Here is a 25,711-nt window from a genome sequence, read left to right as displayed (position 1 = left end):
TCAACCAGAAAGTCCAAGAAGTAGGGCAAAAACACCCAGAGGCCACAGTTGAAGTCTGGGCAATGGATGAACATCGCTTACGGTTAAAAAGCTCTACATTAACTTTTGGTAAAATCCAGTAGTAAGTTTCACCATTATTTGGATTCACAAAGCCGTATAACCATAGCCATTGGTATTTCCAGTTAACATTGGCGATCGCCATGCCGAGATTGTTAAAGCTAGAACCACACAAAAGTATCGAAGAGTTGGAAAAACTCTACCGACAAACTCAAGACCCAATAGAACGAACTAGATGGCAAATCCTCTGGTTGATAGCTAAAGGCCACAAAGTAGAAGAAGTGGCTGAGGTTACTGGATATCGGCGTGGTTCAATTTACAGAATTGTAGGGCGCTATAACCGATTAGGTATTGATGGATTAAAAGATCGTCGCCATCAACATCAGGGGCCGGAGACCTTACTCTCAGAAATAGACCAAGCTTTCCTATGGCAAGCACTACAAGAGCTTGGTCTATTTCTGAGAGTAAGGTCTCCGGCCCCTGATGTTGATGGCGACGATCTTTTAATCCATCAATACCTAATCGGTTATAGCGCCCTACAATTCTGTAAATTGAACCACGCCGATATCCAGTAACCTCAGCCACTTCTTCTACTTTGTGGCCTTTAGCTATCAACCAGAAAGTCCAAGAAGTAGGGCAAAAACACCCAGAGGCCACAGTTGAAGTCTGGGCAATGGATGAACATCGCTTACGGTTAAAAAGCTCTACATTAACTTTTGGTAAAATCCAGTAGTAAGTTTCACCATTATTTGGATTCACAAAGCCGTATAACCATAGCCATTGGTGGCCGAAAATTCAGGTTTAATTACTCCGATGCTACCGGATTTGATATAACTCGTCATCAAACATTTGACCTGATAATTCATCTTTTTTGAGATGTTTCCACTCCAGCTCAATTGGGTTCATTTCTGAGCAATACTTAGGTAAAAAGAATATATACAAGCCCTGGCTTTCCCATTTTGACCATAATTGTTGTACCTCTCGACATCTATGTATTAGTCCGTTATCCTGAACAATTATCCTCATACGCCCAGTTTTGGCAGTTTCTTGGGCTTCACGCTCCATCATTCGGATGTAACACTTGCGGTCTACACCGCCAATTACTAAACCGTAAACGAAACTGATTAAAGGTTGAAGAAAGCCAATAATGCTTAATCTACGACCACGACGCTTTGTCTGTTCTAGGCGTTTTTGCTCCCCTTTAAAGTAGTAGGTATAACTCGGCTCGCTCCACATACAAAATCCAGACTCATCTAGGTACTTGAGGTCTATTTCTCCTGTAGCTGCAGCCAATTGCAACAGATCTAAGTCGGCTTGCTTTATTTCTTTGACTCTTGGATCTTGTTTCTGTTTATGACTTTTTCTGGCCTGCTTCCAAATGACCCCCTTTTTTTGAGTATCCGACTTAATCTATCAGGACTCAATTTAATTGCGCGATCGCTTTATAATTTCTCTGCTAGCTGATGACTGTTGTATGTCCGTGGTTCCTTGGTGAGGCATTCTTCCAAAAATTTCATATCACCTTCAGTCCACTTAGGTTTTAAACCCCGACCTTGTGACTCCCACAGTCCTTGTAAGCCAAATTTTTGCCATTTATGTAACACTTCTCTTACTGTTTGTCTAGCCCAATTAAAATGAGCAGCTATTTTTTCTACATACCACCCATGTGCATTTAATCTAATCACTTCTGCTCGGTCTTTGACTTTCTGTGGTACGTCCGCAGTTCTCAACTTCTGTAGACTTCGGTCTTGCTCACTTGTGAGAAAAACCCTTAAACGAGCCCCCATGTATAAATTTCCTCACTCAATAGAGATATTATCCATATTTACTTATCTTTACATAGTTTGGTTTATTTATACCAACTTACTTAGTGCTATAATTTTCAACCGCTAAAATGAAATTTATAGCGGGGGTCGCATCACCCTATTTCTCCGTCTAGAAATAGAGATATGATTACCGAAAATTCTCAGAGAAAAAAGTTCTGACTTCTGAGTTCCTATTTCTGACTTCAAGCGCAGCGATAATCCCGCCTTCTAAAAGTTTTCTGGCGGGCTAAATTTGATGTTGATCAAATCTCAAAATTCAAAATTCAAAATCAAAGTATACTTAATTTTGAGAATCTACTGTTGGTTCAGAATCATTATTTGTTTCACCTTGCTCATTAATTAATAATGCTACAGGAAAATGATTCAGTACATTTCTAATCCATAAAGTATCCTCTTTCTCTTCTTTAAGTTTTTGTTGAGTAATTGCATTTTTCCACACCAAAGAAGAACCAGAAGGTAAACATATTCGAGTCTCACGCCATACTTGTTCTCCTAAAGGATTTTCTCCTTCTTGAATCAACTTAGTTAATAATCTGGGAGCTATAATAATCGCTGTACTATCTCCCCATTTTCTCGAGAAAGCAACTATATGATCTTTCAAACTACCCATAACAATTAACTTTTGGTAATCTCCTCTTTGAAATAAATCCAAATACTCTCGGCGTGCCTGTAAAGCTTGGTAAATTAAAAACATTTTAATCTTACCAGTCTCTGGAGTTTGCAAAAGTTCTTCAATCAATCCTAAAATATCGGACTCTATTTTTGTCTTAATTTCCTTCAGAAACTCTGCTCTTTTTTCAAAATCAACGGGACGACGGTTATCAGGGTCAACAAGACTCAAATCCCACAATTCTGTACCTTGATAAATATCAGGAACTCCAGGAGAAGTAAGTTTCAAAAAAGCCTGAGATAAAGAATTAAAAACACCGTAATATTGAACCTTACGTTGCAGAGGTCGGAAAGCTGGTAAAAATTCATTATCTTCTGATTTATTAAGTAGATGTTCTACAAACTTAATAAGTGAACTTTCGTAATCATCATCCGGTCTTAACCAACCTGTATTAACTTTTGCTTCTCGAATTGCTTTAATAATATACTCTTTAATCCTTTCGACAAAAGTTGGATATTCACTTTCATCAACAGGAAAAGCACCTAACAAAGTCTGATATAAAAAGTATTCATCATTAGATGCAGGAACATCTAAACCTGCTACACAATCTTTTTGAGGAGCATTAATTTCCTGCCATTTCTGTAGATAACTTTCCCATTCTCCAGGAATTTCTGATAGTACATTAATTCGCGTTCTGACATCTTCCCCACGTTTTGTATCGTGAGTAGAAGTTCCACTCATAGTATGAGGCCAATACGCAATACGATGTTGATTAAATCCATGAAAATCTTCAACTGAAACTCCAAATTTACTAGGAGTTGAACCAACTTCATTGAGACAAATAAGTCGATTATAAACATATAAAACAGTATCTTCTACACCCTTTGCCATTAAAGGTCCGGTAAATTGTTGTAACCGCATCACAAAATGTAGCCATTTATCTTTATCTTCCTGGTTTAAATGTTCATCAAATTCAAACAACAAAAACTTCTCAATAAAACTCAATTCATTCAAAAGTTCATTGATAAAGAAAGGAATTTTCTCTTTCGTTTTAGCAATTACTCTCTGAATACATTCTCGATCTGCCTTACTAACCCCTTCTTTACTAACATAGGTCCGATACACCGGAAACACCGACATAACTTCTACTAAAGCAGCTTTCAAACCAAAAATAGTAAAATCACTGGCATATCGATATTTACTAGAAATATCTTTAAGTAAGTGAGCTAAATTATCAATATCTCCGGCTAAATGTTTGTTAATAATCAGCCTTTGGTTTTGATCAGCTAGCTGCCCATAGTTAGAAGTACCTTGAATAAACCGAGAATAAATTTGGTCGAATTCTTCTTCCTTAAAATGGTCACAAAAAATACCATTAACATAGTTTAAAAAATCATAACCTGTAGTTCCTTGAACCGGCCAATTAACAGGTAAATCTTCGCTAGGTTCAAGAATTTTTTCGACAACTATATAAGGAGCATTTGCTTTTTCTCTCAGTCTGTTTAAATACTGAGCAGGATCGTACAGTCCATCAATATGATCGATTCTCAGACCTGTAAATTTTTCCTCTTTTAACATTTCTAAAATTAGAGCATGGGTAGTATTAAATACTTGTTCATCTTCTACTCTGACTGAAATTAAATCATTTACTGTAAAAAATCGTCGGTAGTTTAATTCTTCATTACCCACTTTCCAGAAAGATAGACGAAAATATTGCTCGGATAATAATTTATCTAATAAGTCAAAACTTTCTGGCTTTCCCGGAACCCCGTTAAAAGTCTCTATATTTTCTTCAACGAATTCTTGAATATGTAGATTTTCATTCCATAATTCCCACAACATCCCTTTGATGAAGCTAATTTGGTCATACCTTTCTCTCCCCTCAGCTCCAGAAGGAATATATTTTAAGCTATAGAGAACTCCTTGTAATTTAACAAAATCTTGGTTTTTTCTGCCTAATTTATTTCTTAATTTGCCGATATTGTAGGTTAAAACTTGAGTATAAGAATCAATTCTAATCGGAAATTGATGATCATAATAGTTAACAGTTAATCCATTTTGGCCGTAATTAAGTTTTAACTCTCCACTTTCCAAACAATCTCCATAAAATTTACCTAAAAAAGGTGCTAAAACTCTACCTTTGATACCTTCATAAGGATGATTCCAGTCAATATCAAAATAGTCACGATATTGAGATTCAGGACCATTTTCTAAGACATCAACCAGAATATGATTTTGGCTGCTAAATGCCATATGATTAGGCACAATATCTTGTAGCCATCCCATTTGATTACTGTTAATTTCTGTGACTAGTTCAGCAAATTTTTCTTTGCCACCTAATTCAGGATTAAGTATATTAGAATTGACTACATCATATCCATGGTTGCTTCCTGTTTTTGCTTTAAATATAGGAGAAGCATAAATATCAGAAATTCCTAGTTCCGCTAAATATGTAACTATAGCTTTAGCTGAATCAAAGCCAAAATTAGGAGTAAATTGAATTCTATAGGTCGTCATGGGAATTCGCATAGTTAATATAGAGATAATTAAGTGTGATTAATTGACTGTTAAAAGTTCATAATTTTACGTTTAACAGATAAATATCTGTTTTTCAAACATTTAGGAAAAGGATAAATCTGAAAAATTCCTAGTTTGGCTAAATATAAAACTACGACTTGATCTACTTCCAAAGTCAAAACTATAAGTAGATTAAATTATATAATGTCGTTATGAGAATTCGCATAGTTAATATAGATATAAATATAGCAGTTTTCATTCATGTTGACTACAAAACTTCAGCTCCCGCTGCCTTTCAGCTAAAATCTCTGTATTCTATGAAACATGAAAACTGCTATAAGTGTTGATTAATTAGTTCTTAAAAGGTAAGCTTTTCCTAGGTCATGCTCCGCAAACAGCTATTAGCATTTCCTAGGTTATGCTTCGCAAACAACAATCAACTTTTGAACATATTCAAGCAAGAATTGAGGTTAGGTTATAGCCAATTTCATTAATTAATTTTAATTCTCCTTGGTGGATAATTCCCCTCTAGTATGATCATGAGTTAATAACAAATAGCTGATGGCTGACTGCTGAATGCTTACGTTAAAAGTTCAAAATTTCACGTTTAACAGATAAATTTTTTTGAGATATTAAACTTTATATTTATTCTTCATGTAGCCCAAATATAATTAAAATTTGATAGTAGTTAAGCTTCAATGAAGAGAAACGCCTAATTTCCGAAAGAACCCCGAGTAATGCTTGACAATAGCATGATTATTCTTGAGTGATTCTGCCAAGGTAGAAGATGTTTGTTTGCTGCCAAAATAATAATAAATATAAGCAATTGCTAGCTCCATAAGTCCTTTCATTAAATCCTTGTTAATATTACCTACAAAAATACAATCATCAAGTACCTCCGTAATTTTATTGATTGCATATATCTTCTCAGCAATACTAAAATTATCTTCTGCGAGTTTACCAAGAATAAATGATGGTCTTTCTTGAACTATTTTAAAATATATAACACCATCAATCACATGGTATAAAAATTCAATATAGGGCAGGATTATGCCAGTAGAATAAATTAACCAAGGAAGTCTTGATCGATAAAAATATTGATTAACAACAATAGTTTTATTGACACAAAAATGAGGAAAAATTTCTTTGACAATGTGTTGCCATACTTTTAATTTTTTGGCTATATCAATGTGAATAATCTCAATGGGTTTATGTTGCCATGACAATGTAGTAATATCTCCATTACAAACATTAACATAGTCAATCAAAGTCTTACAGTTTTTTTTGAAATATGTGTAAGTAGGAGTCTTGTTTTTGAACTTCTCTAGTATTTGAGAAATAAATTTTGCCTCCTCTAGCTGCAATTTTTTGTTTTGGAGTTGTAAAAGCATCATAGGCATAAATTCTAGATTTTTTCTCTAATACTTGTTGATTTTTTGATAATTCCAAGGCAAAGGGATATACTGTTCCTGCTACTCCTGAACTAAGATCGACTATTTCTCCAGCACCAGAGTAAAGGCAACGAGAGAAATACTTAAAAACTTTTATTTCCCTTATGGAAGTCATGGAAGGAGGTAATTTTTGAAAAATTGGAAAAGACTCAGAAAAAACGTTTTTTGGGAAATTTATCATGAATTTTTAAGTATTGTATTAAATCAAGACTCAACAATATACACTAAAATTGAGAAATCAATTTCACTGACACTCGACTAATGTCAATAAAATATATTTTGAGTCGTTACGATCAATTATAGGTGATGTTGGCCATCATAACTTTTAAACCTAAAAATAGATATCTACGATAATCAAAAATAAAATCAATTATCCCGCAAAAATCATCAATTCTTTCTCCCTACTCCCTCTTTTCAGGAGAGGTCTAATGTATGTTCTCTGGGGAATGCTCCGATCAAGTCTCATAAAGAGCAAAGCTTAAAGGATTAATCGTCACGGTTTGTCCAGATAATAATTTTTTAGGTAAAGCAGCACCTTCTCCCATCCATTCTCGGTCTGAGGAATTAATCAGCTTTTGCCAATTTCCTGTGGGTAGTTGAGGTTCAAATGTCACAGAATGCTTTTCAAAATTCATCAGACTCAATACACTACTTTTCTCTCCCCACCTGTGAAGCAATAAGACATTTTTATCTGCTAAACTTTTTACTTCTATTTGAGAGATGTCAAGCTTAGCTAATACTGGAATTTTTTTCCGTAGCTCAATTAAGCGTTTATAAAAAGAACGTAAAACTCCATATTTACCTTCCCTGGATTTTTCCCAATTTAATTTAGAGTCCATAAATACTTTTTCACCTTGAGGATCGGGCACTTCTCCAGACCAATTGAAAGACTTAAATTCTTCTGCCCTTCCTTTTCTCACTGCTTCTACTAAGTTAGGATCTCCATGACTAACAAAATACATAAAAGGAGCTTCTTCTCCATATTCTTCTCCCATATATAACATTGGTACAAATGGAGAAATTAAAACTGCTCCTGCTGCTAATTTTAATCCTTCAAAATCTACTAAAGCTGATAATCTTTCTCCTATTAATCGATTACCTATTTGGTCGTGGTTTTGAATACAAATTACAAACTTTTCTCCGGCAAAACCAACCGTTGAATTACCATGATTTCTCTGGCGGTGAGGTGAAAATTCTCCTGTATAAACATATCCTTCTTTATAAGATTTTTTCAGAGATTCTATACTCTTAAAATCAGAATAATATCCAGAACTTTCTCCTGTTAAAAGACTGTGCAGAGAGTGGTGAAAATCATCGCACCATTGAGCATCGTGACCAAACCCTCCTTGTTCTTTTGAACGTAAAACTCGCACATCATTTAAGTCACTTTCCGCAATTAAATAATGCTTCCTTCCATCATTTTTACTAAACTCTTCTACCCTAGCAGCTAACTGTTGTAAAAAAGGTTCGGCACTCATATCATAAATGGCATGAACAGCATCTAAACGTAAACCATCAATATGATATTTATCTAACCAATACAAAGTATTTTCAATAAAAAAATTACGGACTTCATTACTATATGCGTCGTCAAAATTAACAGCATTTCCCCAAGGAGTATGATACTTATCCGTAAAATAGGGACCATAATCCCAGAGATAATTTCCCTCTGGACCAAAATGATTATAAACAACGTCCAAAATTACAGAGATGCCTACTTGATGACAAGCATTAACAAGCTGCTTTAGACCATCCGGCCCACCATAAGAATGTTGGACCCCATAAAGATAAACTCCATCATAGCCCCAGTTGCGATCGCCTGGAAATTGAGCTACGGGCATAATTTCTATAGTGTTTATCCCTAAATCTTTTAATTCTGGCAACCTCGGAATAATTGCTGCAAAAGTTCCTTCGGGAGTAAAAGTACCGACATGAAGTTCATAGATAATCATTTCTGCCAAAGGGATACCTTGCCAAGAAGTATCATTCCAGGTAAATTTTTGATGGTCTACTACTTTAGAAGGACTATGTACTCCTTGAGGTTGCCAGTTAGAGGCTGGGTCTGGTCGGTCAGTTTCTCGGTCTAATTGATAAAAATATAGAGTTTCCGGGTCAATGTCTTTTGCTTCTCCTTGCCAATATCCCCATTCATCTTTTTGAAGTTCAATAAATTTTTCTTGGGGATGTACAATATGTACAGCTAACTTTTCTCGTAGAGGTGCCCAAACATTAAATTGGCATTTATTTGTTTCTGCTGAATAATGGCTACCGATTTTCATAAATTTATATACTCTGAGGGCGTTGAATTTTTTATAATAATGTTGTCTAATTTTAGACTACAATTTCATCTGTTAATTTACTCACCTCTTAAAACTAAATTACTTTTTTAAAAAAAAATTATCAATTCTCCTTCCTTTTCATTTAAATAATTTAAAACTACAACGTTATAGTTATGAGTGTCTCATTAGTTAGTACCACCGAAGCGGCTTTTCTTCTAAATATCTCGACAGGTAGATTGCGTTTTCTACTAAATACTGGCCGAGTTATAGGTGCGCGTAAAGTCAAAAGATTTTGGCGAATTCCTTTAAATCATAGAGGAATGCCAGAAATTACACCTGGTCGTCGTGGCCCTGAACCCACTTGGAATAAAAATCAACGCACAGCTAATACTTTTATTCATGTTCTGCGAAAGACTATAGATTATAACCGAGACCATGGAACCTCTCATAGAGCAGTCGCCGTAAAAGTAGGAAGTAAAAAAGATTATTGCCACGCTGTAAAAATTCATGGGCCTTGCCAGATAGTGTATCAACCCCATCAACCTAATAGAAGTCAAGCTGGAGGTGCCCGTCTGTGGATTGAAGTAGAACCGGGAAATATAGTAGAGCGAGTATATTTCAGTAATGGAGATTATGGTCCGCCTCCGGAAGTAGTTCAGCAGCGGGTAAAACAAAAAAGTCGAAAGGCTAAACACTGTATATATGCAACGTTATAGTTTTTAACTACTATATATAGTGGTTTTGGGTAGATTTAGAGTTAAGGATGTGTGGCGATCGCTCATCCTTAACTCTAAATCTTCTTCAGGGAAGATAAGAATATTACAACGGTTTTCATTTTGGTAGACCAGTGTAAGGACGAATGGCTATTCGCCCCTAGAGAATAGTGTCTAATAATCAATCTTTATCTTTTGCGGATTCTGTAATAGGGAGAATTGAAATAGTAGCACCTGGCTTACTATTGGAAACTGTGTTGAGATTCTCTGCAAGCCAGTGGAAGAATTCAGGGAATTTCAAACCATTGAGCGACTTAGGTTGTGTTTGTGGAGAAGCAATTTCTCTGAGGTTAATCATATCTACTCCCTGAACACCGACTAGAAAAAAATTGAGTTTATTTGCCTTTGCCGCTTCTTTCGCACGCTGCGCTGATTTTTGCCATTCCTTATCCATTGTTTGCCAATTGCTGTCAGTTGGAGGTATACCTATAATATAAAATAACCAAGGTTTTTGAGAGTCCTGAATATTATTGCTTTAGTAATTATTCTGATAATTGTCTATTTTTCGCAATGCTAAATTAATTCCCTCACCCATCATCGTTTCTCCTTCAGCTTTGAAAGGAGATGGGGCAAATTTATCCATATTCACAAAATTTTGAATTCCTTGCCCATTACTATTAGAATTTATGATAGCTAATTCCACAGATTGGGATATTTTGCTACTTGGTTCAAATTCTTTTTTAAAAGCAGCAATTCCAGCATTTAAGGAATCAATACGTTCACCAGACATCGAACTAGATGTATCTACTACTAGAACAATTGGAATCTTAAGTTCAGCGGAGTGTGCTGGTCAACTTTTCTTTTCTAAGTTTGGGGGAAGAGAATGTGTTGTTGGCGATCTGGAAAGTAATGGCGTGGATGTTCCTTGGTTAAGTTGAAGGTTGCCTGCAAGTCCAGTTAAATGTTCTATTTGCAATAAATTAAATAAATTTGACGCAGAGTCTCCTGAACCACTATTACCACCAGTCATCATAATTTGAGGATAATTAATTTGGGTTTGAGCCAGTGCATCCGACCATTTTCCTTGTATTTCTATTTGAGCATAAAGTTCAGGGTTAAGAGTAGCAACTTTGGTATGAACCCTAATTTATTAGATTAATCCACAATTAAAAAAACGTGGTAAGAGAACTTCAAAAGTTTCTTTCCAGCGAATGCGGTTGATTTGGTAATTTTTTTGATCGGGAAAACTTAAAGAAGGAAGATGTCCTGGTTTTGCTTCACTAGAAAAATTAAAATCATCATACCTTTCTATCCATTTTCTACCATCATACCAACCGATATATTTTGCAAATTTGTTCTTGTAAATTGAAAAATTAAATTCTCCTGGCCTGCCTTTACATTTACACCAAATTTTTGCTTTAACACTGAAACCAAAATTACCGTTGCTGTATTCAAACCAAAGTTTATCCATGATTTTTAATGCTTCATCAGGTATTTTTTGTATGTCTTCACTGTCTAGCCGTGTTATCAAATCTCTATTTTTTGGAACGTGATTAGAACTTTCAATACTGTCAGCAATTTCTATCATTAATCTCATAGTTTCTAAATCAGCTTCTTTCCACTTTTTTTTTTGCAGAAAATCTTCTAATTTACCATAAATTTCTGGGTCGAAATTTGGTTCTAAAATAGTAGTTTCTTCTGGTTTTTGTGGAACCTGCCGATCTATAGGTAATTCTATAGGAGGAATTGATATTGGTAGTATTGATAGTTCTGGTAGTGGATATGTAGGAGAAATATTAATTTTTTGATTTTTATCTTGTTCCAGTATATCTCTAATTTCTTTTAATAAGGTAAGACCTTTATTTTTATGATGTAATTTACTAAAAATTTTATGCAATTCGTCTATATTTAGACCATTACATAGGCTTAAAAAATCAGATAAAATTACTCGCAGAGATTCATTTAGCCTCAAGTTACTAATATCAAAGCCCCCTTATTCTAGAGTATTTATAAATAATTCATACCTTTTATAAACTTGTAAAATATCCTTAAGAATTTCCTCTTTAATATCTTCATATTTACCACTTCGTTGTCTAATCTTCTCTAGAAACTCTTGAAATAAACTAGCCATAAATATTTTCTCATTCCCCTATTTTCTTAATCACTTGTTCCTGAAGCATCAAGCTTTTTACCTTTAAAGGTTCACTACCTGGATTTTTTTTACTTAAAGCATTAAATATTTTAGCTTGTTGATTTAATCCCTGACCAGAACATCTGCTTAAAAAGTTGGAAATAACAACTGGTAAAGCTTCATTAGTACGAAGTTATCCCACAGGAAAATCAGCAGAAATATGTGCTAAAAAAAGTCGGGTATCTTTCTCGTAAAATTTATAAAGTTCATCAGCTAAAACTTCATCTGTAATCAACCCACTTGCTTCTAACTTTTCCCTATATGGTTCCATCAAAAAAGGAAGATTTTCTTCTAAATCTGGGCTAGATAATAACGCCGTATTTTTAGCCAGAACAGAAAAACAAATTTCCATTCCCAAGATAAATTGTTCTCTTAATTCCTTTATATCGGTTCTAGCTTCAAATATTTCCTCAAGAGTTTCACGGCTCACGTTTTCTACTTTGCTAATCATTTCGTCTAGTTTAGCTTCACGGTTTTCTATTTGTTCATCTTCATAGAGACTAAGAACACCTTCAAAAAGAGGTGCTAGAGGACCAGCAAATACACGACCTGCTTTAGCTGAAGCTTTCAGATAGTTTTTTGCCATTTTATTGAAGTACCAGATTATTTTTTTTTATTGAACATGAATAGAAAAATCTACTCTTTATCCTTTAGTCCTAAAAGACTATAGATATACAATACCTAAGCTTGAATTCTTGCTTCTCCCATACTGTATTGATTTGTTAGTGGCAATACTTATATATCATTTATATCATTTGATAAATTACCAATTCCAGATAACCTATAATGAATCAAATTTGAACAGAAAATTAAACGAATGATTTTTTCATTCATTGGGTGCATCTAAATTTTGAACAAAGCCAAAAATTTATTGCTTTTAAGGAAAAAGCAATAGGCAACAGGCAATAGAAAAAAAGTATTTTTACAAATATCTAAGATGCATCCTATTAATTAAAAAGCTGAGAGCTGATAGCTAATACCTAAATGCTTACAAATAATTTTTCATTCCTTAAAAATATGAGAGCTGACTGCTAATAGCTGAATGTTTATAAACGCCGTAAAACAACAATTGAACGTTCCATAACAGGAATAGGAACCTCAGCTTTATATTGCTTACCATTCTCCACAAAACGAGACTTACTCGTATCAACAATAACCACCCAATTTATATCTTTAAACTTAGGAGGAATTGTAAACTCTATCAACTCATAATGAGCATTAAAAAATATCATAAAACTATCATCAATAATCCTTTCCCCACGTTCGCCACTAGCAGGAATTTCCTCTCCGTTTAAAAATATACCAACAGCTTTAGCAAAATCAATATTCCATTGTTCCTCAGTCATTTCTCCACCATCAGGATTATACCAACCTATATCATTTACATCCGAACCATGAATAGCACGACCTTGAAACCACTTACGTCTATGAAATACTGGATGTTGACAACGGAAATAAATTAACTGTCGAGTAAAATCTAATAAATCTGAATTTTCTACTTGTAAATTCCAATCCAACCAAGAAATTTGATTATCCTGACAATAAGCATTATTATTACCATTTTGTGTCCGCCCAAATTCATCTCCACCTAATAACATTGGTACGCCTTGAGATAACATTAAAGTCACTAAAAAATTACGCCTTTGACGGTTTCTTATATTTAGTACATCGGGGTCGTCTGTTTCTCCTTCTTCTCCAGAATTCCAAGAACGATTATATTCTTCTCCATCATTATTATCTTCCCCATTTGCTTCGTTATGTTTTTCGTCATAACTAACTAGATCGTTGAGAGTAAAACCATCGTGGGCAGTTACAAAATTAATACTCGCATGAGGTAATCTACCATTAGCAGCATATAAGTCAGAACTACCTGTAAAACGATAGGCAAATTCAGATAATGTTTCCTCTTCCCCTCGCCAAAAATCTCTAACTGCATCTCGATATTTACCATTCCATTCTGACCACAAGAGGGGGAAATTCCCAACTTGATAACCACCTTCTCCCACATCCCAAGGTTCCGCAATTAATTTCACATTGGAAATAACCGGGTCTTGATGCACAATATCAAAGAAAGCTGCCAAAGTATCTACGTCATATAATTCTCGCGCCAAAGCTGAAGCTAAATCAAATCGAAAACCATCCACGTGCATTTCCGTCACCCAGTAGCGCAGACTATCCATAATTAACTTCAATACCTGGGGGTGACGAACGTTGAGAGAATTACCACAACCAGTAAAATCCATATAGTAGCGGAGTTCATCTTCTACTAAGCGATAATAGGCAGCATTATCAATACCTTTGAAAGATAAAGTCGGACCCAGATGATTACCTTCTCCAGTATGGTTGTAGACTACATCCAATATCACCTCAATACCAGCATTGTGCAATGCTTTGACCATTTGTTTAAATTCTCGAACTTGCTCCCCTGCTTTACCGCTAGAACTATAACCACAGTAGGGAGCAAAATAATTAATCGAGTCATAACCCCAATAATTAGATAATTCCTTATCAACCAAATGTCCTGGATATCGGAGAAAATGATGTACTGGCATTAACTCCACCGTTGTAATGCCTAAAGATTGGAAATAAGCGATCGCTGTTGGATGTGCTAACCCTGCATAAGTGCCCCTGAGATTTTCGGGAATATCAGGATGGAGTTTAGTAAATCCTCTGGGATGAATTTCATAAATTATGGTTTCGTGGTTGGGAATGTTTAATAATTTGTCGTTTTCCCAATCAAAACTTTCATCAATTACCACAGATTTTGGCATCAGATGAGCATCATCATCTAAAGTACAAGCTAAATCTTTTTCTGGATTATCCCAAGAATAGGCAAATATTTCTTGACCATAGAGGATATCCCCATCAATTGCTTTAGCGTAAGGGTCAATTAGTAATTTATTGGGGTTAAAACGATGACCTTGGGATGGTTCGTAGGGGCCATGTACTCGAAATCCATATTTTTGACCAGGACTAATACCTGGTAGATATCCATGCCAGACAAAGTTACTTACTTCTGTCAGAGTGAGTCGTGTTTCTTGGTTTTGCTTGTCAAATAAGCAAAGTTCTATACTGGTAGCATTTTCAGAGAAGATGGCGAAGTTGGTGCCTTTACCATCCCAGGATGCTCCCAGGGGAAATGGTTTTCCAGGCCAAAGAGGTACATACATAAATCAACCGGGAACTCTTCATAATTAGAATAACAGCAAACGGTGCGAGCCATCCAATGGGAGCTATCCAGTGCGAGCTATCCAGTGCGAGCTTCTAGCTCGCCAGAATATTATTAAAATTGTCAGAAAATAATTTCAATTCCCAGAAAATAATTTCAATTCCTAACAGGTTTGGTATTATTATTAAATAGGCGAGCAAGATGGTCGCACTGGAAAACTGATAACCGATAACTGAAATGACTCAATGTTTAAATCCTGACTGTTTAAAACCTAACCCACCAGAAACAATATTCTGTCAAAGCTGTGGTGAAAAATTGGTTTTAAACGAACGTTATCGCCCTCTAAAAATTATCGGGCAAGGAGGTTTTGGCAGAACTTTTCAAGCAGTAGATGAATATAAACCTTCAAAGCCTTTTTGTGTAATTAAACAATTTTTTCCTCAAGCACAAGGAACTAAATATTTATCAAAAGCTGCGGAATTATTTGCTCAAGAAGCTCAACGTTTAGATGGTTTAGGTAGACATCCACAAATTCCCGAACTTTTAGCATATTTTACTCAGGATAATCGACAGTATTTAGTACAAGAATTTATCGACGGGCAAAATTTACAACAGGAATTAGAAGAGTCGGGAGCTTTTGATCAAAGTCAAGTTGTAGAGTTGTTAAAAAGTTTATTGCCTGTATTGGAATTTATTCATTCTCAACAAGTAATTCATCAAAACTGGATTTCGAGAAGCTCAACCCGATGTCTCTTGTTACATTGGTGAAAATGCAAATGTTATTCCAAGGGGAACTTCTATTATCGATCTAGATATTTATCCTCCACCAACCCTAGTCATTGAAGTTGCTAATACCTCCCTATTAGATGATAAAGGTGAAAAACGTTTGTTGTATGAAGCAATGAATGTCTCTGAATATTGGATAGTTGACGTACAGAATCTAGAAATTATTGCTTTTGCAGTTGCCAATGGAGGAAGTAGAAAAATTAATCAGTCTCAAGTTTTGCCTGGTTTAGCTATTTCTTTGTTAGAAGAAGCACTTCAGCGCAGTTGCCAAACAAACCAAGGTCAAGTTTATCCTTGGTTATTAAAGGAATTTCAACAGAAGTAGAAATAAACTCGTTAATCCATCCGTACATCCGTGGCAGAATCCTTGTATGCGCTTTTCTCTATTTACCTCATCATTCTCTCAAGCTTCAAAAAAAATAAATAGAGATTTATCTTACATCTCCCCAAAAATAGCGAAAATCATTTTGTGAAGCTCAGAAAGATATACATAACAACCTCTGGCAAGGGAGAATCTTCCTCCCACTGCTGTTCTCCTGGTGGCGATCGCTACTTCTATAACATTACCTACTCTCATCCCACAATCATTTTATGAAGCTCCAAAAAAATCGGCGATGGATTTTGTCTTGCACTCCCTAAATAACCGTGATACTATTTTATTATTAGGGATTGCTCGCCTATACGCATGACTTTTTATTCAACGCAAAAAATGAATTTTTTTGAGAGTAACTAATATAGTATAGTCTATGTTGTCATAGAAATCTACACGAAAATCATTTTGTGCAGCCTCTCAATGGAATATGTATATGGGAATGAACAACCTCTGGCAAGGGAAAATCTTACTGCCACTTTTTCTTCTCTCTTGTGGCAATCGCTACTTCTATTGTTATCCTACAATCATTTTATTAAGCTCCAAAAAAAACGGCGATGGATTTTGCCTTGCACTCCCTAAATAACCATGATACTATTTTATTATTGGGGTTTGCTCGCCTATACGCATGACTTTTTATTCAACCCGGTAAAAGTATTTTTTCAGACTAATAATCTCTTTTGTCATAGAAATAGCTAGCCAAACCTAGACCGCCGAAAATCATTTTGTGAAGCTCAGGAAAAATCAGATGAATTTTTCCATGTTCGTATCCTCTAAGTATCAATCATATCTAAAATTCTAGAAGCGATCGCTATCTATAAACCCAAAACAAAAACATTCATTCTCTAAAGCTGATAAAAAAAATCGGTAATGGGAGGGATTGTTGCCTTGGCTCAAAAATTTTGATAAAATTTTATTTTTAGGGGCTGTTCGCCTATGCACATGACTTTTTATTCAACTAAAGAACACCAAAAAGCTAAAGAACTAAGTGAAATAAAGGCTAATATCTACCAAAATCACAACCTAAGTATCACAAAAAAGTAGATAGGTCAACTCCCATAAAAAAGAGAAGAGAAAAATTAGTTATTCATAGTAGAGGAAGATAGGAGCGATCGCCAAGCAAAACAACCAAATAATCAGTATTTGCAGCTTTAAGATCTAGTCAAGTGATAACTAGCCGTTGGAATTTACCACTGTTCATAGCTTACCACAAAATTGAAGAACAGAAGTGAAAATATTGAAACTTCGTTAGCCAATAGAGAAAACTTCAAAATTTTTTTGTCAGAGATCGATGACAAACTTTAAAATTTTCAAACAAAAAATTAAAACCTATAACTAAAACTTAAAAACCCACCAAATGTAATTTACTAGGGTGGGTAAAAATAGTTAAAGATAGAAAAAATTTATTACATCATCTTGTCTAACCTATTAATACGCTTCAACAATCGTATAAAAGCAAACCCCATCACAACAACCACTAAAACCAAAGCTAATGCTAGACCAGGCTGATTATTAACATAGAGAATAGTCGCCGACAAAGTAAAACCACTGATAAGCAGGGCATAATTAGTACCCATTTGCACATTGCTAACCCGCCGAACCAACCTATCTGTTTCCGTAGCCCGAACCCGAACCCTAATATCCCCCTGCTCCAACTTATCAATCGCATCCTCAATACGACGAGGCAAACCCAAAGCAGTAGAACTAACCTGAGCCGCTTGACGACCTAGTTCATTAAAAATAGTATTTTGAGAATTTCCATCAGACATCAGCTCCATGGCAAACGGTTGTGCCACCTCCATAAAATTAAACTCTGGGTCTAAACCCTTACCAACCCCCTCCAAAGTAGAGAAAGCTCGCATCACAAAAGTAAAAGTTGCCGGAAAACGGAAAGGTTGGTCATAAGCAACCTCATACAAATCATCACTAATAGCTGTGATTGACTGAGCTTCAAACGGCTTATCCATAAAATTATCCAACATATATTGGATCGACCGTCTCACCGGACCCATATCTCCAGTAGGAGTTAACGCTCCTAAATCTATTAGAGAGACAACCACTCTTTCAGCATCCTTTGAAGCAATGCCATAGAGAGTTGCCATGAGTTTTTCCCGGATATTGGACTTGATTTGTCCCATCATGCCAAAATCGTAGAAAATCAATCCCCCCTCTGGACTAACAGCAATATTGCCCGGATGAGGATCGGCATGGAAAAACCCGTCATTCAAAAGTTGTCTTAAGTAAGCTTCAGCCCCCATTCTAGCCAAAGCCTTGCGGTCTTGACCTGACGCTTCCAGAGCTTCATAATTACTAATTTTGATACCCGGGACATATTCTAAGGTCAGTACCCGTGGTGCTGAATACCGCCAATAAACTCTTGGTACTTTTACCCAATTACAATTTCGGAAGTTACGGCGAAAGGTATCAGCATTGCGACCTTCGTTGAGATAATCTATTTCTAGCCACAGAATTCGGCAACATTCTTCATAGATACCCAACCAATCTCGACCGCGACCCCATTCTGGATGTCTTTGAAAATAACGAGCTACCCCTTTAAGAATAGTTAGATCGATTTGGAATAGTTTTTTCAGCCCTGGTCTTTGTATTTTGACTACTACATCTTCGCCAGAATGAAGTTGTGCTCTATGAACTTGACCTAAACTCGCCGCAGCTAGGGGTACTGGTTCAAAGCTATGGTATAGTTCGTCTGTATTTTTTCCGAGGTCTTCTAAGATTATTGTTTCTACCTGTTCGTATTTGAAAGCGGGGACTTTATCTTGGAGTTTTGAAAGCTCTTCGACGTACTCAACAGGAAATAAGTCTGCACGGGTAGAGAATAGTTGTCCCAACTTGATGAAGGTGGGACCTAATTCTAGCATTGTCTCTCGTACCCAAATTGCTTGTTTGCGACGTCTGAGATTTTTCTTTTCTTCTGTTACTCCCCCTCGGTAGCTCCAATTTTTTTTGTCTACCCATAGCCAGGTTAGCCAGGTGAGAAAAAAAGCCCAAATATCAATGTAACGACGCTGGCGAGAATAATTTTCTCTATTCCAGCGATAAGCTTTATCACTATAGGATTTTGTGGAGGCTTTGGTCATTGAGCCTCCAGTTGTATAGTTAGCTTGTCCCTTGCGGTTAATGATGTTGTCATCAAGGAGAACAGACACAGTAGCAGTATATAATAATTTGTGATATGATTTAAAGATTTGCTGATAGCAATGGACAAAATTAGCGGTTGGGTTGTCTTTAGACAGAACCACTACGATATTTTTGTAGTTCCGATCTAACTTGAGCGACTTCAGCTCTTAAGTCGTCGATTATAGCTTGTAGGTCTTTGGGTTGATAGTTTAAGTTGCTGGAGCTACTGACATTATTTTCTGCTTGAGCTTCCCGGTCTGCTCTTTCTAATGCTTGTTCAATGAAACTTCGCAAATTCTCTCTTTGCTCTGCATCAAATTTTCCTAGTGTACTAAGAGAGTTGGTAACAACATTTTCTAGTTGTTCGTAAACTCCTTCTGCAATAGCTCTACCAACGAAAAAGGCATGAAGTGGTGATTTACTCATAATTCAAAGTTGTCTATGTTGAAAATTTACTAATTAATTTTGATTGATATTTTCTGGAAAAGCAAGGCTTATCTTTATTTTTACTTACTTAACAAGGTTTCTCTTGATTTTTCAATTATGCTAATGGTTGTTAAGCAAATTTTAATGCTTGATGTTTGATTTATTTACTATATATTTACTATAAAAATACCTTAATCACCACCCTGTTAAAATACTTCTAATTTATTTACTTGATTTGTTAATCTTTTCCAGTTTTTGAGACCTAATTATCTCAGTTGTCTATTAAAACTATGCTGATTGTAAAGTATTGTATCACATCATCTTATAAATATCCGTATCTTGCAGGTAGCAAGATGTCTACCTTTGTTTTATTTTTCCAATCTGAACTTGCAGATGTGTTATATCATGTCCGGTTAAATACTTAGAAATAACTACGGAGGAGTCAGGTAGGGGATCCAGCCGTCGGATTAGCGACGTACAGGAGTCAGGAGGGAAGAAGAAGGAAGAGAAGAAGAAAGTTTTTTATTACTATTACTAATTAAACGGACATGATATTACAGCAGTTTTGGAGTTGATAAGGTACAAAATTTTAGGACTTTAGGGAGTAGGGAGTAGGGAAAAAAGATTAGCCTTAAAAGCGTACCTTACTATCCTAAAAAGTGCTGTAGGAGTATAATTATCCTACAGGCCATGTCCAATAATTAATGAAAATCTTCCCAGTATTAAAGTGTTATAGAATACAAGTATATTTATCTACTCTAAATACTAATTCTATTTCTATCTATCTAATACCACAATAGTAAAATTATGGAAAAGGGAGGGATGAATAAGAAATAAAGAAAGAAAAAAAATAAGAAATAATGATAGAGATAGATGGCAACTAGGATTTGATCGACTCTTTACTATGCAGATTTTTTTAATTTGATTTTTATAGTATGATTTTTGATAATTGATATAAATAGCTGTTAGCTGAATTATTGTATATTTTTTTAGAGTAGCGATCGCTCACGATAGCAAGTATTCAGATGTGGTATAAAGTATGTAATTTTTAGCATTAACTAAAATGTGAAAAATACTGCTACAAACATTGCTTCAAAAATTGAATTTATAATTTATCTGTAAAAAATCAAATTAATAGTAGTCATTAGGATACTGATTTTGTTGTTGATATTTTTGATAGTTATACTCAAGAGGTTTAGATTGATGGTCAGAAGGATAGTCTAATTTTTCTGACAAATAAATTTCTTCATTGACAGAATAATTGTGGCTAGGTATTTGAATTTTTAAATCAGAAGAATAATATGGTTGATATGACTAGTAATTCTCCCCAGAAGAGTTAGACCCACTATTAGGAAAAACTTCATCTGTGTCAACATAAGGTTTAGGCAATTTGTTCAATTTTGGTGGAGTTGTAGAGTAAGTTTTTACCGAAGGAGAATCAAAAAGAGGGCTAGATGGATCGTGCTCTCTGAAAGCATATTCAGACTCATTCTTCAGAGTTTCTAGTAAATTACCTGCCGTTAAAGATACTGTTTTTTTGTTAGCTTTTGCATAACTATAACGAAGGGTAATATCAAAACCTATCCACCCAAAAGTTGCTGCTGTAAATAGAAACACTAAAAAAATTGTTAATTGCAAAGAAAGTTGATTAATCCAATTAAAATTCTTTTCCAAAGAACAATTTTTTAAAATATTAATTGGTGCTTTATTTTCGTGATAATTCTTGATTTTTGATTGATTGCTAAAATCATTTTTAACTTTATTATTCATATTTGACTTAAAGTTAGTATCCATCAAGCCATAATTACTATTAACTTCACAACAACTTTCTTTTACTTGGTATTTTTGTTTACTTACCTGTGAAATCTCTGACTTATCCAACAGTAGTGCAAACCAATTATCCAAAGTTTGAGGTCGTTTTTGAGGGTCTATTTCCAATCCTTTGATAATCGCATTCTCAATATTTGGAGAAAGATTCGTTTCCAGTAATCTTAGCTCAGTTGTAGACACTATAAGTGTTTGAGGAATAGCTTCATCACTGAGCCTTAAAGCTGCAGGAGTAGGAGCTTTACCAGTAAGTAAATAGTATAATGTAGCAGTCAAAGCATAAATATCTGCTGCGGGAGTTAACTTTTGTTCTAGATCGCACTGTTCAGGTGCTGCATATCCCACAGAAAATAAATTAGTATAAGTTTGCCTAATTCCAGCAGTTAAGTCACAGGTAATACCAAAATCAGTGAGTATTACTGTATTAGTTCCCTGTTGCCTAATAATATTTTTAGGCTGTATATCCCGATGTAAAAAACCATTTTTGTGAACTACTGATAAAGCTGAAGCAATTTGATGTACATAATCAATAGCTTCGTTGGGATGAAGTTTATGGCCAGACTGTATTAAATCAGCCAAATTTTGACCAGGAATATAGTCCATTACCATGAAGAAGAACTGCTCTTCCTCAAAAAAGTCCCACACTCTAACGATGTTAGGATGTCTAGAGTTTGTCAGAAGATGAACCTCATCTATAAATTGATGTTTAAATTTAGCAAAATCTTGATGATGGCGTAGACTTTCATTCAGGGTTTTCAGGACAACAATTTGATTGTGTTGATGATGAATAGCTCGGTAGGTTATACTAAAGCCTCCTTGGCCTAAGATACTATCAATAGTATATTTTCCTTTTTGAAGGACAACTCCTGGTTTAAGATTCATAAACACTAATTTTCACAAAAGCGTTACTTGTCAGAATACAACAATATTTTTGTAGTTGATTCTGTTCGATTGATTATAGATTAAGTTTCTAAAATTGGAAAATCTTGATATGGCATCAGGGTGAAAGAAAGTCGTTAAGCACTAGCCTGAAAGAGCGGAATCAACTAATCTAAATCAGTAGGTATTGAGGATAGTAAAACAAAAAAATAAATCAATAAAATCAAAATAAATATGAGTGAAAAAAATTCTGAGTCCGCACTTGGTCTACCTGCAAAAAATTTTGTCCTAGGTTTACCAATACATTGTATTGATGACTACTCTGGTTATTTACTTTCTCGATTAGAGAAGGGACTGGGAACTCATGTAGTGACACTAAATGCTGAAATGGTTATGCAGGGAGAGAAAAATCACGTCTTGGCTGAGATAATCCGTCGAGCTGAATTGGTAGTTCCTGATGGGGCAGGTGTTGTTCTATACTTAAGGCTTAAGGGTAAATCTGTACAGCGTTGTCCTGGTATTGAATTAGCAGAGAGTATTTTGTGGCAAGTACCAAGACAGAATCCAGACAACTTGGTATTTTTCTATGGAGGAAAACCAGGGGTAGCTATGAAAGCGGCAGACATTTGGCAACAAAAAGTGTCAGAGTTAGCGTTTGCTTGTCAGCATGGTTATTTATCTCCGGCAGAAGAAACAGAATTGCTAAGTACTTTAGAGCAGTTACAGCCAAAACTAATATTTGTAGGTTTGGGAGTACCTCGCCAGGAGTTGTGGATTGCAGAACATAAACATATTTGTCCTCACGCAGTCTGGATTGGTATTGGTGGTAGTTTGGATATATGGGCTGGGGTGAAGGAAAGAGCGCCTGATTGGTTTTGTAACAATTCTTTGGAGTGGTTGTATAGACTTTATCAAGAACCTTGGCGCTGGCGACGAATGTTGGCTTTACCACATTTTGCTTGGAAGACTTTAATGGAGGTGAAATTTTAGTAAGGATTAAGCCAATTGTAATGTTTATAGTTGATAATTTAACCTAATTTGTAGTGAAAAGTCAACTATTAATTTTGACTTCTAGGAATAATTTTGATCGGGAGCAAGAAAGTTTGATTTAAATTTTGTGGAATTTATCACTTTTATGAAGTACATATTTCTCAATTTTAGAAAGTGAGGAATAGGGAATAGCTAAATAGAGATGAGAGTATTTGGTATTAAAATTAGTTGTTATTTTTGCCTATTCTGAAGCTTTAAATATTTTTATTGGTCAAGTTTTTAAGAATTAATACCCAATTCATAAGAAGTTGCATAGAATAATATTTTAATCAGAATTGAGTGTAGATCGAGAAAGACTTGTTAATAAATTTCATAATTCTGTGCAGCCTCACATAAAATTGGTATCAAACCTAACACCTAACACCTAAACCTAATTCTATGCAGTCTCATATAAAATTGGTAAAGTTATCTGCAAAGCACTATAAAAAATTGAGATAGGGAAAGGTAGGCAAAAAAATCAAATAAACTGTACAACTTATGTCATATAGTTTTGACGAATTAGTATCAATAACGCTATTTCCGAGAGCTAAAAAAAATTGTTATAGAACAGCCACATCAAAAAAATCTAGCGATATATCTGAGAAAGGAAAACTTAGTAAAGTACAACATTTTATTCATAAATAAGGAATCAAAAAATTATGAATTTTGAATATGAATATCAACGATGCTTAGAAAAATTGAAATGGGCAACTGGGAAATTACAGGTAGAAGTTCAATCAGAAAAACTTGCTGAAATTGCCGAGTTAGTTGTGCAACCAATGATGAGTCCTTGGCGTTATTTTCATACTCCAAATCATATCTTTGAAGTGGGAGGTTCACAGGATGCAATAGAAGTATTAGCTGCTTTATTCCATGATGTAGTCTATCTACAAATAGATCATAGTGTTAATTTTAATCTCAGCTATTACATTACTCCTTATATTAAAGAGGTACAAGGAAAATTAAAAATTCGGGAAACAAATGAATTGCCGAAAGATAAAATTTTTGAAATAATAGCATCTATTTTTGGTTTTTTTGCTGGTCAGATTTTATTACCTTTTGGTGGGCAAAATGAATTTATGAGCGCTGTTGTTGCGACCAAAGCAATGGAAAAATTTTTGACAACTAAACATCTATTTAAAATCGCTGCTTGTATTGAAGCTAGTATTCCATTTCAACCTATTTCAGAAAATGGCTTAACTGCTACTGAACGTCTTTATCAAAGACTTAAAGAAACTAATATTAAGTGGAATATTAATTTAACTGATGCTGAACTATATCAAACAATTAAAAAATCAGTTAGACTATCTAATCGAGATGTTATTGGCTTTGGTTCACCTAGTTCAATTTTTCTAGATAATACCTGGAATTTATTACCAGAAACTAACCACAATCTCATCAATGGTAATTCATACACTATTTCTGAGTACCGAATTGCTTTAGAAAAAACTGAAGGTTTTATTAAATCTTTAAATCCCGATTTAATTTTTCGCAGATTTGATGGAGAACCCAATGAAAAAACTTACATAATTTGGGTTAATCAGGCAAAGAAAAATCTTGAAATTGCTAAAATTTATCTAGGAAGTAAAATTTTTACTCTAGGTTTTATTGAAGCATTATCTATGCGATTGGGCTTGAATATACCTCTTTCTACAATGATTGGAGAATTGCCAACTCAAGGATTTAATCCGGCTCATTTGGAGAGTTTTTTACCAGATATTAATAATCCTTATCAGCCTAAAAATAGTCTGGAACGTGAAGTATTAACTTTGTTGGCAGACGGGCGATGTCAAAATGCCGCTTATGATATGAGAAACTCACCATTGAGTACATTTATAGTTATATATATAGGATTTGAAGAAGTAAAAAAACAAAGGGAAAGAACTAAAGAATTATTTCAAAAAAGTATTTCTCCTGAAGATTTTATTGATGGCTGTAACCAAGATTTAGTAAAAATAATTATTGATGGAATTTTAGAATTGTTTGAGAGTCGTAAACAGGCAATTAGTGGAGTCAAAAAAGGCAATTGTACTCACTGGAATAAACAGAAACAATGCCAATAATATTATGTATCTTTGAATTTCCACAATAAAAATTTTAGGGAACAGGGAACAGGGCACAGGAAGAAATTTATCAGAGATCACATTTTTACCCTTGGCTAATTAATCAGGCTTGATATAATAGACCTCTTCAAAAATTTAAAATAAAATCAATTATTATCCATAAATTATCAATTTTATCGAAAAATTGTGGTTTAAAGCCTCCCCTTTTAAGGGGATAATAAATAAAAATTTTCATGATTAGTCAATCCTCTTCTTTTCAAGAATTAATTATTAATAATTAATTCTTGGGTAGTCCTGTATATATAGTGATCAAATTATGGTGAAGCGATCGCTTGATGATCATCATGAATGAAATACGCGCGTAGCTCCCAAATGATTTT

General features: G+C 34.8%; 20 protein-coding genes and 4 pseudogenes. 7 read left to right on the top strand and 17 right to left on the bottom strand.

Annotation, left to right across the window (positions count from 1 at the left end; all coding sequences use genetic code 11):
- Positions 1-79 precede the first annotated feature (79 nt).
- Positions 80-196, bottom strand: a pseudogene (locus D5R40_RS39010) (IS630 family transposase); the annotation flags it as partial.
- 4 nt (positions 197-200) lie between these two features.
- On the opposite strand from D5R40_RS39010, the pseudogene D5R40_RS42370 reads away from it, so the two are divergent.
- Positions 201-455, top strand: a pseudogene (locus tag D5R40_RS42370) (helix-turn-helix domain-containing protein); the annotation flags it as partial.
- Here the strand turns inward: D5R40_RS42370 and D5R40_RS42365 are convergent.
- Entirely contained in the window at positions 349-642 is a 294-nt protein-coding gene (locus D5R40_RS42365; protein WP_375339361.1) for a helix-turn-helix domain-containing protein, read from the bottom strand. The pseudogene D5R40_RS42370 and the gene D5R40_RS42365 sit on opposite strands and share 107 nt — an antisense overlap.
- 10 nt (positions 643-652) lie before the next feature.
- Here D5R40_RS42365 and D5R40_RS36950 point away from each other — a divergent pair, with 10 nt between their 5' ends.
- Positions 653-790, top strand: coding sequence for a hypothetical protein (locus tag D5R40_RS36950; RefSeq protein WP_192901264.1), 138 nt, complete (start codon positions 653-655; stop codon positions 788-790).
- Between the two features lie 83 nt (positions 791-873).
- On the opposite strand, the pseudogene D5R40_RS03000 reads toward D5R40_RS36950, so the two are convergent.
- The 5 genes and pseudogenes from D5R40_RS03000 to treZ all read right to left on the bottom strand — a co-directional run bounded on the left by D5R40_RS03000 (position 874) and on the right by treZ (position 8,740).
- A pseudogene (locus D5R40_RS03000) lies at positions 874-1,844 on the bottom strand (IS630 family transposase).
- A 319-nt stretch (positions 1,845-2,163) separates the two neighbouring features.
- Positions 2,164-5,022 carry a malto-oligosyltrehalose synthase gene (gene treY / locus D5R40_RS02995; RefSeq protein WP_124143075.1) on the bottom strand — a complete coding sequence of 953 codons (2,859 nt, stop codon included), beginning with the start codon at positions 5,020-5,022 and terminating at the stop codon, positions 2,164-2,166.
- Between the two features lie 683 nt (positions 5,023-5,705).
- The gene (locus D5R40_RS02990) at positions 5,706-6,278 is read right to left on the bottom strand and encodes a hypothetical protein (RefSeq protein ID WP_153183453.1); all 573 of its coding nucleotides are present in this window, start codon (positions 6,276-6,278) and stop codon (positions 5,706-5,708) included.
- A gap of 4 nt (positions 6,279-6,282) precedes the next feature.
- On the bottom strand, positions 6,283-6,576 hold the full coding sequence (locus tag D5R40_RS02985) for a hypothetical protein (RefSeq protein WP_124143077.1): 294 nt from the start codon (positions 6,574-6,576) through the stop codon (positions 6,283-6,285).
- 340 nt (positions 6,577-6,916) lie between these two features.
- Positions 6,917-8,740 (bottom strand): malto-oligosyltrehalose trehalohydrolase, encoded by a 1,824-nt coding sequence (gene treZ, locus D5R40_RS02980; RefSeq protein ID WP_124143078.1) that lies wholly within the window; start codon positions 8,738-8,740, stop codon positions 6,917-6,919.
- 173 nt (positions 8,741-8,913) lie between these two features.
- Between treZ and D5R40_RS02975 the strand changes: the two genes are divergently transcribed.
- Positions 8,914-9,456: a helix-turn-helix domain-containing protein gene (locus D5R40_RS02975; RefSeq protein WP_124143079.1), complete on the top strand. Its 543-nt coding sequence runs from the start codon at positions 8,914-8,916 to the stop codon at positions 9,454-9,456.
- 178 nt (positions 9,457-9,634) lie between these two features.
- Here the strand turns inward: D5R40_RS02975 and D5R40_RS02970 are convergent, their stop codons facing one another.
- The 6 genes from D5R40_RS02970 to glgX all read right to left on the bottom strand — a co-directional run bounded on the left by D5R40_RS02970 (position 9,635) and on the right by glgX (position 14,814).
- Positions 9,635-9,907, bottom strand: coding sequence for a hypothetical protein (locus D5R40_RS02970; protein ID WP_124143080.1), 273 nt, complete (start codon positions 9,905-9,907; stop codon positions 9,635-9,637).
- An 81-nt stretch (positions 9,908-9,988) separates the two neighbouring features.
- Entirely contained in the window at positions 9,989-10,243 is a 255-nt protein-coding gene (locus D5R40_RS34450) for a vWA domain-containing protein (RefSeq protein ID WP_124154210.1), read from the bottom strand.
- 60 nt (positions 10,244-10,303) lie between these two features.
- A complete protein-coding gene (locus tag D5R40_RS34445) occupies positions 10,304-10,486 on the bottom strand; it encodes a hypothetical protein (protein WP_124154209.1) in 183 nt (60 codons plus the stop codon).
- Positions 10,487-10,603: 117 nt separating this feature from the next.
- On the bottom strand, positions 10,604-11,350 hold the full coding sequence (locus D5R40_RS02955) for a GUN4 domain-containing protein (RefSeq protein ID WP_161564309.1): 747 nt from the start codon (positions 11,348-11,350) through the stop codon (positions 10,604-10,606).
- 427 nt (positions 11,351-11,777) lie between these two features.
- A complete protein-coding gene (locus D5R40_RS02950) occupies positions 11,778-12,230 on the bottom strand; it encodes a hypothetical protein (RefSeq protein ID WP_124143083.1) in 453 nt (150 codons plus the stop codon).
- A gap of 460 nt (positions 12,231-12,690) precedes the next feature.
- On the bottom strand, positions 12,691-14,814 hold the full coding sequence (glgX, locus tag D5R40_RS02945; RefSeq protein ID WP_124143084.1) for a glycogen debranching protein GlgX: 2,124 nt from the start codon (positions 14,812-14,814) through the stop codon (positions 12,691-12,693).
- 236 nt (positions 14,815-15,050) lie between these two features.
- On the opposite strand from glgX, the pseudogene D5R40_RS02940 reads away from it, so the two are divergent.
- Together D5R40_RS02940 and D5R40_RS02935 are read left to right on the top strand one after the other, a co-directional pair.
- Positions 15,051-15,572 (top strand): annotated as a pseudogene (locus D5R40_RS02940) (protein kinase domain-containing protein); the annotation flags it as partial.
- Positions 15,529-15,924 (top strand): Uma2 family endonuclease, encoded by a 396-nt coding sequence (locus D5R40_RS02935; protein WP_124143086.1) that lies wholly within the window; start codon positions 15,529-15,531, stop codon positions 15,922-15,924. The pseudogene D5R40_RS02940 and the gene D5R40_RS02935, both read left to right, overlap by 44 nt.
- 111 nt (positions 15,925-16,035) lie before the next feature.
- Here D5R40_RS02935 and D5R40_RS34440 read toward each other — a convergent pair whose 3' ends face one another.
- The 4 genes from D5R40_RS34440 to D5R40_RS02920 form a co-directional block, all read right to left on the bottom strand.
- The gene (locus D5R40_RS34440) at positions 16,036-16,176 is read right to left on the bottom strand and encodes a hypothetical protein (protein WP_161564311.1); all 141 of its coding nucleotides are present in this window, start codon (positions 16,174-16,176) and stop codon (positions 16,036-16,038) included.
- A 1,199-nt stretch (positions 16,177-17,375) separates the two neighbouring features.
- Positions 17,376-19,136 (bottom strand): ABC1 kinase family protein, encoded by a 1,761-nt coding sequence (locus D5R40_RS02930; protein ID WP_124143115.1) that lies wholly within the window; start codon positions 19,134-19,136, stop codon positions 17,376-17,378.
- 79 nt (positions 19,137-19,215) lie between these two features.
- On the bottom strand, positions 19,216-19,533 hold the full coding sequence (locus D5R40_RS02925) for a DUF6825 family protein (protein WP_124143087.1): 318 nt from the start codon (positions 19,531-19,533) through the stop codon (positions 19,216-19,218).
- Between the two features lie 1,314 nt (positions 19,534-20,847).
- Positions 20,848-22,242 (bottom strand): serine/threonine protein kinase, encoded by a 1,395-nt coding sequence (locus D5R40_RS02920; RefSeq protein ID WP_124143088.1) that lies wholly within the window; start codon positions 22,240-22,242, stop codon positions 20,848-20,850.
- Positions 22,243-22,473: 231 nt separating this feature from the next.
- Here D5R40_RS02920 and D5R40_RS02915 point away from each other — a divergent pair, with 231 nt between their 5' ends.
- Positions 22,474-23,229: a WecB/TagA/CpsF family glycosyltransferase gene (locus D5R40_RS02915; protein ID WP_124143089.1), complete on the top strand. Its 756-nt coding sequence runs from the start codon at positions 22,474-22,476 to the stop codon at positions 23,227-23,229.
- A gap of 698 nt (positions 23,230-23,927) precedes the next feature.
- Positions 23,928-25,331, top strand: a complete 1,404-nt coding sequence (locus tag D5R40_RS02910) for a hypothetical protein (RefSeq protein WP_124143090.1) — start codon at positions 23,928-23,930, stop codon at positions 25,329-25,331.
- Positions 25,332-25,711: the final 380 nt, after the last annotated feature.

The sequence above is a fragment of the Okeania hirsuta genome (assembly GCF_003838195.1).
In the GTDB taxonomy this organism is placed as follows: domain Bacteria; phylum Cyanobacteriota; class Cyanobacteriia; order Cyanobacteriales; family Microcoleaceae; genus Okeania; species Okeania hirsuta.
This window is presented reverse-complemented; position numbering and strand designations above follow the sequence as displayed.